This window comes from Roseateles sp. UC29_93 (genome assembly GCF_042695725.1).
Classification (GTDB): domain Bacteria; phylum Pseudomonadota; class Gammaproteobacteria; order Burkholderiales; family Burkholderiaceae_C; genus Roseateles; species Roseateles noduli_A.
Genome location: NZ_CP170545.1, coordinates 548,829 through 562,204 on the forward strand (window position 1 = coordinate 548,829; position 13,376 = coordinate 562,204).

Genomic DNA, 13,376 nt, shown 5'->3' on the forward strand with positions numbered 1-13,376 from the left:
CGCGTCTCCAATCATGAGTGCCTCGCCCGCCGCGCCGCCCCGGACGCAGCCCGCCCCGCCCACGCCTCGGCGCGCACCTGCGAAACGCCATCCGCTGCTGCACCCGGCGGCGAAGGTCGTGCTGTTCGTGCTGTGCCTGCTGCCGCTGAGCTGGTACGTCTGCGGCGCGATCGCGCAGCCGGATCTGCTCGGCGCGAATCCCGCGGAGACGCTGATCCGTGGCCTGGGCGACTGGACCTTGCGTTTCCTGTGGATCACGCTGGCGGTGACGCCCGTGCGCACCTGGACGAACCAGCCGGCGCTGGCGCGCTTCCGACGGATGCTGGGGCTGTTCACCTTCTTCTACGCGAGCCTGCATCTGCTGGCCTACGGCTGGCTCGACAAGAGCCTGGACCTGGCCGACATCCTGCGCGACATCGCCAAGCGGCCCTTCATCCTGATGGGCTTCGTCGCGTGGCTGCTGCTGGTGCCGCTGGCGGCGACCTCGTTCAACCGGGCGATCAAGGCGCTGGGCGCGGCGCGCTGGCAGATGCTGCACAAGCTCGTCTACGCGATCGCGATCGTCGGGCTGATGCACTTCATCTGGATGCGCGCGGGGAAGAACAACTTCGCCGAGCCCATCGTGTACGGGACGATCCTGGCGGTGCTGCTGGGGTGGCGGGTGTGGAAGCGCGTGAGACGCTGAGCTGAGCTGAGCTGAGCTGAGCTGATCGAGCGGCCGCCAACGCGCCGCTATGCTCGACGCCCATGCTGAGTCTTCATCCCGTCTCCGAGCGTGACCTCGCGGACCTGCGCCGCTTCGAATTCGACAACCGCGCGTTCTTCGAGGCCCACATCAATGCGAGGGCCACGTCGTACTACGCCGACGGTGGCATCGAGTCCGCGATCGCGACCGCGCGTCGCGAGGCTGACGCGGACACAGGCCATCAGTTCCTGATCCGCGGCACCGCGGGCGCGCTGATCGGCCGCATCAACCTGAGCCAGATCAAGCGCAAGCACTATCACTCATGCGAGCTCGGCTACCGCATCGCGGAGAGCGAGAACGGGCAAGGGCCATGCGAAGGAAGCAGTGCGCCTCGTGCTTGAGAAGGCGTTCGGCGAACTGGGCCTGATCCGCGTCGAGGCCAAGGCGCGCGCCGGCAACGCCGGCTCGATCAAGGTCCTGCACCGCAACGGCTTCACCGAGTTCGGGCGCTCGACGCGCAGCTTCCAGCTCCGTGACGAGTGGGAGGACATGGTGTATTTCGAGTGCCGCGCGCCAGGGCGCTAGCAAGGGAAGCGGCTTCAGGCGTCATGGGCGGCGATTGTCTGCCGTCGATACTCGCGCGGTCTTCATCGCCTCATCGCGTTTCATGACTGACCCCGACGAGACCGCCCCTCCAAGAGAAGTCCCCAGCCGCGCGCCCGAGTTGCCACCCGCCATCGCGACCAAACTGGCCGGCTACGACTGGCACCGCAACCTCGTCGGCGAGGCCGGCGCGATCGTGCATCGCCTGCATCGGGCCGATGCACGGGCGCTCTACCTCAAGCACGGTGACGGCGATGCGGCGATCGCCATCGCCGACGAGTTCGCCCGCCTGCAGTGGTTCGCCGAGCGTTGGCCGGTGCCTCGCACCGAGCATTTCGAATGGTCGGACGGCACCGCCTGGTTGCTGACGCACGCCCTCGCCGGTCGCACGGTCTACGAATCGGCTCGACGACGATCCGTCACGCGCCGCAGCGATCGTGACGGCCGTCGGTCGCTTCCTTCGCGGGCTGCACGACCTGCCGGTCCACAACTGCCCATTCAACGCGAATCACCGACTGCAGCTCGACCTCGCCCGGAAGCGCCTCGACGCCGGCCTCATCGATGCCGACGACTTCGACGACGCGCGTCAGGGCTGGACGCCGCAACAGGTGTGGGAGGCGCTCGGTGCGATGCTGCCGCTCTCCGAGGATCCGGTGGTGAGCCACGGCGACTTCTCGCTCGACAACATCCTCATGAACGAGGATGGCGAGGTCGTCGGCGTCATCGACCTGGGCCGCGCAGGCATCGCGGATCGCTACCGCGACCTCGCGATCCTGGCGAACTGCCTCGATGAGTTCGGCCCGACGCTGCGCGACACGCTGTTCAGCGCCTACGGCATCGTCGAGCCGGACCTGCGCAAGCTCGACTTCCACCTGCTGCTCGACGAGTGCTTCTGAGGCCGTTCCTCAGTGGCCTCGTCCGCTTCAGAGGTGCACGCCGCCCGACACCTCGATCCGCTGCCCGGTGACGAAGCGGTTGCCCTCGCTGACCAGCGCGGCGATCGCGCCGGCGACGTCTTCGGCGACGCCGAACCGGCCCAGCGGCGTCAGCGACGCGATGTGCTTCTGCAGCTGCTCGTTCGAGCGCAGCAGGCCGCCGCTGAAGTCGGTCGCCACGGCGCCCGGCGCGATGACATTCACCGTGATGCCGCGCGGTCCCAGCTCGGTCGCCAGGTAGCGCGACAGCACCTCCACCGCCCCCTTCACCGCGCTGTAGATCGCGCGTTCCGGCACGTAGAAGCGCGCGGTGCCGCTGGAGATGTTGACGATCGCCCCGGGATTCGCGATCAGCGGCACCAACTGCTGCGTCAGGAAGAACACACCCTTGAAGTGCACGTCGACCAGTTGGTCGAAGGCCTCGGGCGTCGCCTGCAGCGTCGGCTGCGCCACCTGCACGCCGCCGTTGTTGATCAGGACGTCGAATCGCTCGCGGTGCCAGGTCTTGCCCAGCACGTCGCGGACACCGTCGACGAACGCACCGAAGTCTTGGACGCGAGAGACGTCCAGCGGCAGCGCCACCGCGATGCGCCCGAGCGCACCGATCTCGCGGATGACCTCCTCGGCCTCTTCGCGGTGCGAGCGGTAGGTCACGATCACGTCGAAGCCGTCGCGGGCGAGCCGGAGGGCGGTGGCGCGGCCGATGCCGCGGTTGGCGCCCGTGATCAGGGCGATGCGGGACGTCGTGGTCGGGATGCGGGTCATGTCGGGCTCCTGGTGTGCGGTGAAGAAGAAGCCCGAATGCTGAGCGCTTCGATCCGACAGATAAATCGCTCAATATCGACATCACTGTCCAATTGAATTGCACAATTCGAGGCATTGAGCCCGGAGAGCCCATGGACCGCATCGACGCCATGCACCTGTTCACGCGCATCGTGGACCTCGGCAGCTTCACCGCCGCCGCCGAGGAGCTGGACCTGCCGCGCTCCAACGTGACCTACGCCGTCCAGGCCCTGGAAAAGCGGCTCGGCGCGCGGCTGCTGACGCGTTCGACGCGCCATGTGAGCCCGACACCGGAGGGTCACCTCTACTACGAGCGCTGCCGCCGCGTGCTGGAAGAGGTCGAACAGGCGGAGGCCGTGCTCGGCGAGGCCGCGCAGCAACCGCGTGGCCGGCTGCGCGTCGACCTGCAGGCCGGGCTGGCTGCGGCTTTCGTGTTCCCGCATCTTGGCGGCTTCTGCCGGCGTTATCCCGGCATCGAACTCATCGTCGGCACCGGGGACCGACTGGTCGATCTGGTCCGAGAGGGCGTCGACTGCGTGCTGCGCGGCGGCACGCCGCAGGAGTCGGGACTGGTGGCACGGCGCATCGCGGACCTGCCGTCCATCACCTGCGCCAGCCGCGACTACCTCGCCACGCACGGCGTGCCGACGAGCATCGACGCGTTGCGCCAGCATCAGGCGGTGAACTTCCAGTCCAGCGCCACGGGCCGCGTCGCGCCGTTCGAGTTCCTTGTCGAGGGCCGGACGCAGACGCTCACGCTGCGCGGCCCGGTCTGCGTGACTTCGGCGCCGGCCTACCGCGCCTGCTGCCTGCAGGGATTGGGGCTCATCCAGTGCCCACGCTTCGGCGTCGCGTCGCTGCTGGCGTCGGGCGATCTCGTGGAGCTGCTCCCGGACACCCCGCCTCCGCCAATGCCGGTCTCCGTGATGTTCCCGAAGCAGCGCCAGATGATGCCGCGCGTGCGGGTGTTCATCGACTGGGTGGTGGAACGCGTACAGGAAGGTTTGGCAGCGGAGCCCGGCGCGGCAAGGCCCCCGGCGACCCTGTCCGGCGCCCATCCGGGATAATCGCCGGTTTTCTCCGGCGCCTTGCGGCCATCGCAACGCCCGCCGCCAGCCGCCTGTCCGCCCGCCTTCCCATGTCCCAGACCACGCCCGACCGACTGCCCGCCAGCCTGCCCGCGCTCGTCGACGCCGCCATCATCGGCGGCGGTCCGGCGGGCTGCAGCGCCGCGAGCTGGCTGACGCAGCTGGGCTTGAGCGTCGCGCTGATCGAGCGCGCCCCGCGCCTGTGCGACAGCCTGCCGGCCGCTCGACTACAAGCAGGATTGGCTGCTCGGCGCGCCCGGCGAATCGCTGGCCGAGCTGGGCGAGCGCTACGCCCTCCACGCCACCGCGCAACCCGGCGTGCACACGGTGCTGGGCCAGACCATCAACACCCTCGACTGGCAGGCCGAACAGGGTTGGACGCTCTACCTCGACGGCGCTCCCGCCTTCGCCGCGCAGGCCGGTGAAACCGCCGAGCCCGCCGCTACTGGCGGACTGCGCCCGCTGCGGGCCCGGTCCCTGCTGCTCGCCACCGGCCTGACGCCGCGCCATCCCTCGCCGCTTTATCCAGAGCGTGATCGCCATGACCGCGTGCTCGATGCCATCGAGCTGACCGCCGTCCGCGACCGCTTGACACCGGGCAAGGTGCTGCTGCTGGGCGGCGGCGACAACGCCATCGAGAACGCCCTGTACCTGGCCGGTCGCGGTCATGCGGTCACGCTGTGGTCGCGCTCGGAATGGCGCGCGCAGAGTCACCTGATCCAGCAGCTCGACGGCGCGCCAGGCCTGCGTCGCCGGCCCGCGCAATCCCTGCCGACCGCCGTGACCGCCTCGCCGGACGGCGTGACCGTCACGTCCAAGGCCTACGGCGAAGAGCGCTTCGACCACGTCGCCGTGCTGCTCGGCTACGAACCGGCGCCGTCCGCCTGGCTCCTCGTCGCCGATGCGTTGCAGCGTGCCGGCGTCACCGCGCCGTCGCAGCCGTTCCGCGACGAACCGCGCTTCGGCGTGCTGGGCCTGTTCGTCGCCGGCGACGCCAGCGGCCGCCAGCATCCCTGCGTGCAGACGGCCCTCGGCGACGGCGTCGTCGCGGCCAAGCAGATCGAGTCCTTCCTGCGCCCCCTGCGCGAATCGCAGCCGCCGCCGGCGCTGCGCCGCAACAACCGCCAGGTCATCCACATCAACGGGCTGCGCTTCGGCGCCAACCTCGGCGTGCTCGACTTCGAGCGCGAAGGCCCGCAGCCGATCCTCGTCGACGCCGAGATCAACCTCGGCGCCCAGACCATCGTCTCGCGCGACGCCGACATCGGCCACGTGCTCGACTACCGCCGTGTGCGCACGATCATCATCGACGAGTGCACCGCGGAACACACCGACCTGCTCGAGGCCCTGCTGGGCAAGCTCTGCGTCCGGCTGATGAAGCTGCCCGGCGTGGTGGGCGTGCGCATCAAGGTGACCAAGCTCGAAATCTTCCCCGACTGCCAGGTCGCGATCTCCGCCGAATGCGGCACCTGGTAGACCGCCCCCTACGCGCTGACGCGCGCCCCCTCAGGGGGTGGGCCTGACGGCCCGGCAACGCCGGGTCCGCGGGCCCTGCTTGATTGAAGACATTGAGGACTGAACATGACTGACTCGACCACCGCCATCGAAGGCATTGATCTGGCGGCCGCGGATGCCGCGGCCAAGAAGCACGCGCACGAGATGAACAAGCTCTCGAAGCGCCTGCACCGACAGGTCGGCCAGGCGATCGGCGACTTCAACATGATCGAGGACGGCGACAAGGTCATGGTCTGCGTGTCCGGCGGCAAGGACAGCTACTCGCTGCTGGACATCCTGATCAACCTGCGCGACCGCGCGCCGATCAAGTTCAGCATCGTCGCCGTCAACCTCGACCAGAAGCAGCCCGGCTTCCCCGAGGACATCCTGCCCGCCTACCTGAAGTCGCGCGGCGTGGACTTCCACATCGAGGAGCAGGACACCTACTCCATCGTCAAGCGACTCGTGCCCGAGGGCAAGACGACCTGCTCGCTGTGCTCGCGCCTGCGTCGCGGCATCCTGTACCGCGTGGCGGGCGAGCTCGGCGCGACCAAGATCGCGCTCGGCCACCACCGCGACGACATCGTCACCACGCTGATGCTGAACATGTTCTTCGGCAGCCGCATGAAGGGCATGCCCGCCAAGCTGGTCAGCGACGACGGCAAGAACGTCGTCATCCGACCGCTGGCCTATGTGAAGGAATCCGACCTCGAGCGCTGGGCCGAGCACCGCGAGTTCCCCATCATTCCGTGCAACCTCTGCGGCAGCCAGCCCAACCTGCAGCGCGCCACCGTCAAGGCCATGCTGCAGGACTGGGACAAGCGCTTCCCGGGCCGCGTCGACAACATGTTCACCGCGATGGGCAACATCGTGACCTCGCACATGATGGACCGCGAGCTGTTCCCGTTCCAGACGATCAAGGCCACCGGCGCCCCGGTCGCCGACGGCGACATCGCCTTCGACGAGGACGAGCAGTGCGGCACCCCGGCGCCGGCCACCGGTGTCGTCAATTTCGTCCGTCCAGGGGCCAAGGGGCAAGTCCCGGCCCCCGTCGACGACGCGGGCGAGGCCTACTCGGCCGCCGACGACTGAGGTCGGCCCGGCGCGCTGACGCGTCATGGACGCTCGGAAGCCCGGCCCCGCGCCGGGCTTCGTGCTTTCCAACGAAGAGAAACCCGCCGCTTACCGCCCTGTCACGCAGTTCAAACGCGCGGGTCAACCGGCTCGGGCCACAATCGTTGCACTGTCACGCTCGCATCGACGTCAGATGAGGCGTCCATGGGACGTCACCGGGAGCGGCGCCTGCCCCGATCGACGGCCACGAGCGGTATCCGACTGGAGGTCACCATGTTCACCTTGAATCGTCGAGTCGCCCTGTTGAGCCTGGGCGCCGCAGCCGCACTGTCGCTCGCCGGCTGCGCCGCCCTGAATACCGTGGTCGCGGATGCGCAGACCTTCGGCAGCTGGCCGGCGGGCCGTCAGCCCGGCAGCTTCGCCTTCGAGCGGCTGCCGTCGCAGCAGCGCAATGAAGCCAACCAGGCCTCGCTCGAGGACGCTGCCCGCGGCGCGCTGCTGAAGGCCGGCTTCACCGAATCCGCTGATCCGAAGGCCGCCGACATCGTCGTGTCGCTCGGCGCGCGCGTCACCCGCTCCGGCCCCGCGCCGTGGGACGACCCGCTGTGGTGGCGCTGGAACGGCAGCTACTGGGGCTGGCGCTACGGCCCGGCCTGGCGGCCGTACTACAGCCGCTGGGGCTACTCGTACCCGATGGATCCGATGATGGAGCGCCGCTACGACCGCGAGGTCGCCATGCTGCTGCGCGACCGCAAGACCAACGAGCCGCTGTATGAGGCGCGGGCCTCCAACGACGGCTTGACCGAGGGCGGCAAGGAGCTGTTCGGCGCGCTGTTCGAGGCCTCGATGACCGACTTCCCGCAGACCCGCCCCGAGCCGCACCGCGTGAGCGTGCAGCTGACGCCGTCGAAGTAGGACGGCCTGCGCCCGTGGGCGCCGGCCAGCACCCACAAGTGGCGACAACCGGTCACCGCGACGCCATGAAGTTCGTCGCGGGCGACCCCGATAATCGCGGTCTCTCCAACAGGGAACCGCGATTCTTCTTATGTCGCTGAACATCGTCGTCATGGCCGCGGGCAAGGGCACCCGCATGAAGTCCGGCCTGCCCAAGGTGCTGCACAAGCTGGCCGGCCGCGCGCTGCTCCAGCACGTGCTCGGCAACACCGCCGCGCTGGATGCCGATGCCCGCATCGTCATCACCGGCCACGGCGCCGAACAGGTCGAGGCGGCCGTGGGTGGCGAGGGGTTGCGCTTCGTGCGCCAGGAGCCGCAGCTCGGCACCGGCCACGCGATCCAGCAGACGGTCCCGGCGCTGGTCGCCGGCGGCACCACGCTGATCCTCAGCGGCGACACCCCGCTGATCAGCACGGCGACGACACGTGCGCTGGTCGAGGCCTGCGGCGGCGACAAGCTCGTGCTGCTGACCATCGAATACGCCGACCCGACCGGCTACGGTCGCATCGTCCGGGGCGGCGATGGCGGCGAGCAGATCAAGGCGATCGTCGAGCACAAGGACGCCAGCGACGCGCAGCGTCGCCTGCGCGAGTGCTACACCGGCATCATGGCCGCGCCGACCGAGGCGCTGAAGCGCTGGGTCGGTCAGTTGAACAACAACAACGCGCAGGGCGAGTACTACCTGACCGACATCGTCGCGATGGCGGTGGCGGAGGGCGTCTCCGTCGTCGGCGTGAAGACGCAGGACGAGACCGAGGTGCTGGGCGTCAACAGCCCCTCGCAACTGGCGCAGTTGGAGCGACGCTTCCAACTGGTCCAGGCGGAGACGCTGATGACGGCGGGCGTGCGCCTGGCCGACCCCTCGCGCTTCGACCTGCGCGGCACGCTGAGCTGCGGCAAGGACGTCGAGATCGACGTCAATTGCGTCTTCGAAGGCCACGTGACGCTGGGCGACGGCGTGCGCATCGGCGCCAACTGCGTGATCCGCAACGCCACGATCGGCGCCAACGCCCGCATCCACGAATTCACCCACATCGACGGTGAAGCCGCCGGCGCCAGCGTCGGCGAGGGCGCGCTCATCGGCCCGTTCGCGCGGCTGCGCCCGGGCGCGCAACTGGGCGCCGAGGTCCACATCGGCAACTTCGTCGAGGTGAAGAACTCGACGCTGGCCAAGGGCGCCAAGGCCAACCACCTGGCCTACCTGGGCGATGCCACCGTCGGCGAACGCGTCAACTACGGCGCCGGCAGCATCACGGCCAACTACGACGGCGCCAACAAGCACCGCACGACCATCGGCGCGGACGTGCACGTGGGCTCCAACTGCGTGCTGGTCGCGCCGGTCACGCTGGGCGACGGCGCCACCATCGGCGGCGGCTCGACCATCACGAAGGATGTCGCTCCCGGCCAGCTGGCTGTGGCGCGGGGCCGACAAACGGTGATTTCCGGCTGGAGCCGGCCCAGGAAGGGGAAGTGATTCACCCAAATCAGCGATGAAACGCCGTAAGCTCGGTCTGTTCGTGTCACGAAGTGTGACAAGTTCCCGTGATCCGGCTCCCTAGGCGCTTGCGCCGGCGATGTTCCCCCCGAGCTGTGGGAGGCGCATTTGCCGGTAGCTACCTAGCATTCGTGTCGTTGATTGGTTGAACCGCTGTTCCCCAGCTGAACTCTCATGGCGAACTCCAAGACCGCTTCTCCGCTGCTGCCCCAGGACGACGATCTCATCGCCGTCCCGCCGGCGTCCGCCGCGCTGGACGCGTTGGCGGATCGCTCGGACGATCCGGCCGCGCAGACCGCACGGGCCGAGGCGCTGGAACAGTTGGCGATGTCGCACGCGATGTGCGATCAGGCGGCGGATGCCTGCTTCTACCTGTGCCGCAGCCTGGGGCTGGCTCGCCAGCAACAGTCGCCCGACGCCGCGCCGGATCTGGAACTGCTGTTCCAGCTGCTGGGCGCCCTGGCGGATCTGCCGGGTGAAGTGTCCGCGCTGCCGATGCCGGAAGGCGAAGCCGACGGACTGGGCGTTGCCGAACTCTGTCATCAGCTGAGCGCCGCTCGCGAAATGACAACGGCCGCCTGGAACGAGGCGGCCGAGTTGGATGAGTCGGTGGCGGCGTGCCCGGCCGGTCCGGCGAGGGCTCTGCATTAAGTTCAGCGCTGTCGCTCATGGCCGGCAATGAGCCGGCTGACTCGCGACACCGAAAGTCCCAATTCCCGCGCAAGTTCAGTCATCGACTGACCGCCTTCGGTATGCGCGCGGTACAGCGCCTCTTCCCGACTGGCGCTGGCCTTGAGCCAATCGCCCCAGCGTCGTGGGCGCGGCGTGCGTGGCGGGTGCTCGCTCAGCCGCACGGTGCGCTGAACGAAGGCCGCGTCGCCCAGGAAGATCTGGTGCCGCAACTGGCCCCAGATGTCGAGGTCGGGCTCGGCCTCCACGATCGCCTGATAACGCTGCGCCGCCTTGCGGCGGTCGGCCGCGTTCTGCGGCACACGCCCCAGGACGTTCGTCCATAGCCCATCGATCTCGAGCCAGTCCGGCGCGGTCACCAGCCCGGCGTGTGCCTGCAGGCTGCTCCAGCGCCAGGCCGTCGGCGACGACGCCAACCCGGACCGCCGCCCGATCAGCTCCACGTAGCGGCAGGCATCCAGCAACAGATGCTCGCGATCCACCAGCACCGCCTTGAACCGCCCTTGGAAGACGTGTCCGAACTGCCCATGCCGCCGGTTGTGCGCCTGGGTGTACACGCCGTTCAGATGGCGCATCAGTCGGGAGAGATTCGCCTGCCGGGTGAATAGCAGCAACTCGTAGTGCTCACGACCCAGCCCGTAGGCGAGCACCTGGGCGTCGAATCGGTCCGCCGCCTGCTCGATGAGCCCGAGCAGCGTCTGACGATCCTCGTCGTCGGCGAAGACGGGCGCGTCGGCACGTGTGGCCACGTGATAGACGGCGCCGGGAATTCGATGCGAAGAGGCCTGGCCATGCCCAATAACTAGGCGATGACCGCACAAAAGACAAGCGCCCGGGCCGGGATTCGAGCTCGCGCGCAAGACTTGACCCCTGATCACGGGGCCTGAGGGCGTGCTGCACTGCGGGACGCGCGCCTCGTGGAGGCCTTCCGATAGCCGGAGCGCTATCGGGGGTCAGGACTCAACAGCAAAACCTGGAACCCGGAATCGCTGCCTATGCATGGATCCCGTGGCGCCGATTCAGCTCTTGCCGAGGGACTCCAGCACCTTCATCACGGCGTCCTCGCCCATGTTGCGCGCGTCGGCGAGTTCGCCGCCCTTGGTCGTGCCCAGCACCTGGCCGTCGGCACCGAGCACCGCGACGGTCGGGATGCCCTTCTTCAGTGTCACGCCCATCTGGTTGGCGACGTCGACGTTCTTGTCGAAGCGACCGACGTTGACCTTGACCGTCACGAAGCGCTTGTCGACGGCGGTGCCGAGGTGGCCGTCACCGAAGCCCTTGTTCAGCGCCAGGCAGTCCTTGCACCAGTTGGCGCCGTAGACCACCAGCACCTGCTTGCCGTCCTTCGCGGCGCGGGCGACGGCCTTGTTGATGTCGGCGCGGGCGTCGGCCTGCTCGTCATAGGGACCAGGTCCCGAGACGGCGTCGGCGGCGTGAACCGAGGTCACGGACACCGCGGCGAGCGCGGCGGCGAACAGCAAGGAGGCGGTGCGGCGTTTCATGACGCCGGAGTTTGCCACCGGCGGCAAGACCGTGGCGGCCGTGAGGGCCCAGAAACCGCCGCGAATGGACCGAAAGCCCGATGGCTTGCGGTACAAAGGCGGGCTTCGCACAAATCATCACTTTCAGGGAACGGACTCTTCCGCCATGGCCTCCAGCCTGCTTGCACTGCTCGACGACATCACCACGGTCCTGGACGACGTGGCCCTGCTCTCCAAGATGGCCGCCAAGAAGACGTCCGGCGTGCTCGGCGACGACCTGGCGCTCAATGCGCAGCAGGTCACCGGCGTCAGCGCCGATCGTGAACTGCCGGTGGTCTGGGGCGTCTTCAAGGGCTCGATGCTCAACAAGGCCATCCTGGTCCCGGCCGCGCTGGCGATCAGCGCCTGGGCGCCCTGGCTGGTCACGCCGCTGCTGATGATCGGCGGCGCCTACCTCTGCTTCGAAGGCGTCGAGAAGCTCGCCCACAAGTGGCTGCACACCGCCGAGGACGACGCCCACGAGGCGGCGCTGTCCGAGGCGGTCAAGAACCCGGCCATCGACCTCGCCGCGCTGGAGCGCGACAAGGTCAAGGGCGCGATCCGCACCGACTTCATCCTGTCCGCCGAGATCATCGCGATCACGCTCGGCACGGTCGCGGACGCAACGTTCACGACGCGGCTGCTGGTGCTGTCCGGGATCGCCATCGTGATGACGATCGGCGTCTACGGCCTGGTCGCCGGCATCGTGAAGCTGGACGACGCCGGCCTGTGGCTGAGCCGCAAGGCCGCCGCCTGGCAGCAGGCGCTGGGCCGCGGCCTGCTGTGGCTGGCGCCATGGCTGATGAAGGCGCTGTCGGTGGCGGGCACGGCGGCGATGTTCCTGGTCGGCGGCGGCATCCTGACGCATGGCGCGCCCTTCCTGCACCACGCGATCCAGCACGTCGTCGAAGGCTTGGGCGTGAGCGGCTTCGCGCGCACGATCGTCGAGGTGCTGGGCGACGCCATCGCCGGCATCCTGGCCGGCATCGTCATCGTGGCGGTGGTCACCGGTTTCCAGCGCCTGCGTCATCGCCGAGAATGACGCCCATGAAGACGCATCACATCGAAGTCCAGAAGTTCAAGGCCGCCACGAATTCGACCACCAGCGGCCTGGTGACCTTCAAGCTGGACGCCCTCGTCAAGGAACGCGAGCCGGTCGACGGCATCGAACCCAGCACCCTGCTCGTCATGACCGAGGCCAACGCCCGCGTGCTGATGGCGCTGCTCAAGACGCAGCTGACCGACATGGACGGCCGCAAGCCCAAGAGCCGTCACGGCCGCCACGGCTGACCTCGCCGCCCGTTCGCCGCCCCCTCGCCACTTCTCGCCGCCCCTCGCCCGACTCTCCAGGATCCGACATGGACTTTCCGCAGTACCAGCCCGACAAGGCGCTCTACACCCCGCTGACCGACGACGAGCTGTCGGACCTGGACGACTTCCTGTCCGAGCTGGACAACGACGCCGCGATGAACATCGAGGCGCTGGACGGCTACCTCAGCGCGCAGCTGCTGAGCCCGCTGCCGCTGAGCGCCAAGCCCGGCGCCGAATGGATGAGCCCGGTGTGGGGCGGCGGCGATCCTTTCCCGAGCGGCAAGCAGCGCAAGAAGATCGCCCTGCTGCTGCTGCGCCACGTGCACAGCCTGTCGGTGCAGTGGACGTCCAAGCAGGACGAATGGGAGCCGATCTTCAGCGTCGCCGAGGAAGGCGAACAGCAGCTGGTGGACGCCGAGGACTGGTGCACCGGCTTCATGATCGGCGTCGACCAGGATGGCGAGGCCTGGACGCCGCTGTTCGACCACGTCAAGACGGCCGCGGCGCTGGCGCCGATCGCGCTGCTGGGCGGCGACGAGAGCCAGCTCAGCGCCGAGGACCAGGAAAAGCTCACCGACCTGCACTGGCGCGACGCGCTCAGCCGCGAGGTGCCGGAAGGCGTGCTGACGCTGTGGACGCTGCGCACGCAGGCCGAGTGAGCGCCTGATCGCCCGAACGCCAGCGCACCTGAACGCAAGAGCACCTGCCCTCCTGCCCGGTCCACCGGCCGGGCGCTCTTTTCCC

The 13,376-nt window shown here is 68.7% G+C and carries 17 protein-coding genes and 1 pseudogene; 15 read left to right on the plus strand and 3 right to left on the minus strand.

The annotated features are described in order from the left end of the window. Window positions 1-13 precede the first annotated feature (13 nt). The 4 genes from ACFJIX_RS02490 (at window position 14) to ACFJIX_RS02505 (ending at window position 2,184) form a co-directional block, all read left to right on the plus strand. A complete protein-coding gene (locus ACFJIX_RS02490; RefSeq protein WP_377157517.1) occupies window positions 14-685 on the plus strand; it encodes a sulfite oxidase heme-binding subunit YedZ in 672 nt (223 codons plus the stop codon). 62 nt (window positions 686-747) lie between these two features. Next, window positions 748-1,086: a GNAT family N-acetyltransferase gene (locus ACFJIX_RS02495; protein WP_377157518.1), complete on the plus strand. Its 339-nt coding sequence runs from the start codon at window positions 748-750 to the stop codon at window positions 1,084-1,086. Continuing rightward, entirely contained in the window at window positions 1,079-1,270 is a 192-nt protein-coding gene (locus ACFJIX_RS02500; protein ID WP_377157519.1) for a GNAT family N-acetyltransferase, read from the plus strand. Before ACFJIX_RS02495 ends, ACFJIX_RS02500 begins: the two co-directional genes overlap by 8 nt. 455 nt (window positions 1,271-1,725) lie before the next feature. Next, window positions 1,726-2,184, plus strand: a complete 459-nt coding sequence (locus tag ACFJIX_RS02505; protein WP_377157520.1) for an aminoglycoside 3'-phosphotransferase — start codon at window positions 1,726-1,728, stop codon at window positions 2,182-2,184. A gap of 27 nt (window positions 2,185-2,211) precedes the next feature. On the opposite strand, the gene ACFJIX_RS02510 is transcribed toward ACFJIX_RS02505, so the two are convergent. Continuing rightward, window positions 2,212-2,988, minus strand: a complete 777-nt coding sequence (locus tag ACFJIX_RS02510) for an SDR family NAD(P)-dependent oxidoreductase (protein ID WP_377157521.1) — start codon at window positions 2,986-2,988, stop codon at window positions 2,212-2,214. 131 nt (window positions 2,989-3,119) lie between these two features. On the opposite strand from ACFJIX_RS02510, the gene ACFJIX_RS02515 reads away from it, so the two are divergent. The 8 genes and pseudogenes from ACFJIX_RS02515 to ACFJIX_RS02550 all read left to right on the plus strand — a co-directional run bounded on the left by ACFJIX_RS02515 (window position 3,120) and on the right by ACFJIX_RS02550 (window position 9,762). Beyond that, on the plus strand, window positions 3,120-4,073 hold the full coding sequence (locus ACFJIX_RS02515) for a LysR substrate-binding domain-containing protein (RefSeq protein ID WP_377157522.1): 954 nt from the start codon (window positions 3,120-3,122) through the stop codon (window positions 4,071-4,073). A 71-nt stretch (window positions 4,074-4,144) separates the two neighbouring features. Further along, window positions 4,145-4,519, plus strand: coding sequence for an FAD-dependent oxidoreductase (locus tag ACFJIX_RS02520; RefSeq protein ID WP_377157523.1), 375 nt, complete (start codon window positions 4,145-4,147; stop codon window positions 4,517-4,519). After that, a pseudogene (locus ACFJIX_RS02525) lies at window positions 4,422-5,117 on the plus strand (FAD-dependent oxidoreductase); the annotation flags it as partial. The gene ACFJIX_RS02520 and the pseudogene ACFJIX_RS02525, both read left to right, overlap by 98 nt. Window positions 5,118-5,201: 84 nt before the next feature. After that, entirely contained in the window at window positions 5,202-5,570 is a 369-nt protein-coding gene (locus tag ACFJIX_RS02530) for a dihydroneopterin aldolase (RefSeq protein WP_377161568.1), read from the plus strand. Window positions 5,571-5,675: 105 nt separating this feature from the next. Continuing rightward, window positions 5,676-6,680, plus strand: coding sequence for a tRNA 2-thiocytidine(32) synthetase TtcA (gene ttcA / locus ACFJIX_RS02535; protein ID WP_377157524.1), 1,005 nt, complete (start codon window positions 5,676-5,678; stop codon window positions 6,678-6,680). Between the two features lie 255 nt (window positions 6,681-6,935). Continuing rightward, complete coding sequence (locus ACFJIX_RS02540) at window positions 6,936-7,577, plus strand: DUF4136 domain-containing protein (RefSeq protein ID WP_377157526.1); 642 nt, start codon at window positions 6,936-6,938, stop codon at window positions 7,575-7,577. A 130-nt stretch (window positions 7,578-7,707) separates the two neighbouring features. Beyond that, window positions 7,708-9,090 (plus strand): bifunctional UDP-N-acetylglucosamine diphosphorylase/glucosamine-1-phosphate N-acetyltransferase GlmU, encoded by a 1,383-nt coding sequence (gene glmU / locus ACFJIX_RS02545; RefSeq protein WP_377157527.1) that lies wholly within the window; start codon window positions 7,708-7,710, stop codon window positions 9,088-9,090. Window positions 9,091-9,285: 195 nt separating this feature from the next. Beyond that, complete coding sequence (locus ACFJIX_RS02550; protein WP_377157529.1) at window positions 9,286-9,762, plus strand: hypothetical protein; 477 nt, start codon at window positions 9,286-9,288, stop codon at window positions 9,760-9,762. 2 nt (window positions 9,763-9,764) lie between these two features. Here the strand turns inward: ACFJIX_RS02550 and ACFJIX_RS02555 are convergent, their stop codons facing one another. Both ACFJIX_RS02555 and ACFJIX_RS02560 read right to left on the minus strand, forming a co-directional pair. Then, window positions 9,765-10,550 carry a transposase gene (locus tag ACFJIX_RS02555; RefSeq protein WP_377157531.1) on the minus strand — a complete coding sequence of 262 codons (786 nt, stop codon included), beginning with the start codon at window positions 10,548-10,550 and terminating at the stop codon, window positions 9,765-9,767. 270 nt (window positions 10,551-10,820) lie between these two features. Then, window positions 10,821-11,303 (minus strand): thioredoxin family protein, encoded by a 483-nt coding sequence (locus ACFJIX_RS02560; protein WP_377157532.1) that lies wholly within the window; start codon window positions 11,301-11,303, stop codon window positions 10,821-10,823. Window positions 11,304-11,448: 145 nt separating this feature from the next. On the opposite strand from ACFJIX_RS02560, the gene ACFJIX_RS02565 reads away from it, so the two are divergent. The 3 genes from ACFJIX_RS02565 (at window position 11,449) to ACFJIX_RS02575 (ending at window position 13,291) form a co-directional block, all read left to right on the plus strand. Further along, on the plus strand, window positions 11,449-12,363 hold the full coding sequence (locus ACFJIX_RS02565; protein WP_377157535.1) for a DUF808 domain-containing protein: 915 nt from the start codon (window positions 11,449-11,451) through the stop codon (window positions 12,361-12,363). A 5-nt stretch (window positions 12,364-12,368) separates the two neighbouring features. Continuing rightward, window positions 12,369-12,611, plus strand: a complete 243-nt coding sequence (locus tag ACFJIX_RS02570) for a hypothetical protein (RefSeq protein ID WP_377157536.1) — start codon at window positions 12,369-12,371, stop codon at window positions 12,609-12,611. Window positions 12,612-12,679: 68 nt separating this feature from the next. Further along, window positions 12,680-13,291: a UPF0149 family protein gene (locus ACFJIX_RS02575; protein ID WP_377157538.1), complete on the plus strand. Its 612-nt coding sequence runs from the start codon at window positions 12,680-12,682 to the stop codon at window positions 13,289-13,291. The last annotated feature ends 85 nt before the right edge of the window (window positions 13,292-13,376 follow it).

Excerpts from the sequence above, each read along its gene's own strand:
- ttcA (WP_377157524.1), top strand. The coding sequence starts at position 5,676 with ATGACTGACTCGACCACCGCCATCGAAGGCATTGATCTGGCGGCCGCG.
- glmU (WP_377157527.1), top strand. The coding sequence starts at position 7,708 with ATGTCGCTGAACATCGTCGTCATGGCCGCGGGCAAGGGCACCCGCATG.
- ACFJIX_RS02565 (WP_377157535.1), top strand. The coding sequence starts at position 11,449 with ATGGCCTCCAGCCTGCTTGCACTGCTCGACGACATCACCACGGTCCTG.
- ACFJIX_RS02560 (WP_377157532.1), bottom strand. The coding sequence starts at position 11,303 with ATGAAACGCCGCACCGCCTCCTTGCTGTTCGCCGCCGCGCTCGCCGCG.
- ACFJIX_RS02570 (WP_377157536.1), top strand. The coding sequence starts at position 12,369 with ATGAAGACGCATCACATCGAAGTCCAGAAGTTCAAGGCCGCCACGAAT.
- ACFJIX_RS02495 (WP_377157518.1), top strand. The coding sequence starts at position 748 with ATGCTGAGTCTTCATCCCGTCTCCGAGCGTGACCTCGCGGACCTGCGC.
- ACFJIX_RS02520 (WP_377157523.1), top strand. The coding sequence starts at position 4,145 with ATGTCCCAGACCACGCCCGACCGACTGCCCGCCAGCCTGCCCGCGCTC.
- ACFJIX_RS02515 (WP_377157522.1), top strand. The coding sequence starts at position 3,120 with ATGGACCGCATCGACGCCATGCACCTGTTCACGCGCATCGTGGACCTC.
- ACFJIX_RS02540 (WP_377157526.1), top strand. The coding sequence starts at position 6,936 with ATGTTCACCTTGAATCGTCGAGTCGCCCTGTTGAGCCTGGGCGCCGCA.
- ACFJIX_RS02490 (WP_377157517.1), top strand. The coding sequence starts at position 14 with ATGAGTGCCTCGCCCGCCGCGCCGCCCCGGACGCAGCCCGCCCCGCCC.
- ACFJIX_RS02575 (WP_377157538.1), top strand. The coding sequence starts at position 12,680 with ATGGACTTTCCGCAGTACCAGCCCGACAAGGCGCTCTACACCCCGCTG.
- ACFJIX_RS02550 (WP_377157529.1), top strand. The coding sequence starts at position 9,286 with ATGGCGAACTCCAAGACCGCTTCTCCGCTGCTGCCCCAGGACGACGAT.
- ACFJIX_RS02510 (WP_377157521.1), bottom strand. The coding sequence starts at position 2,988 with ATGACCCGCATCCCGACCACGACGTCCCGCATCGCCCTGATCACGGGC.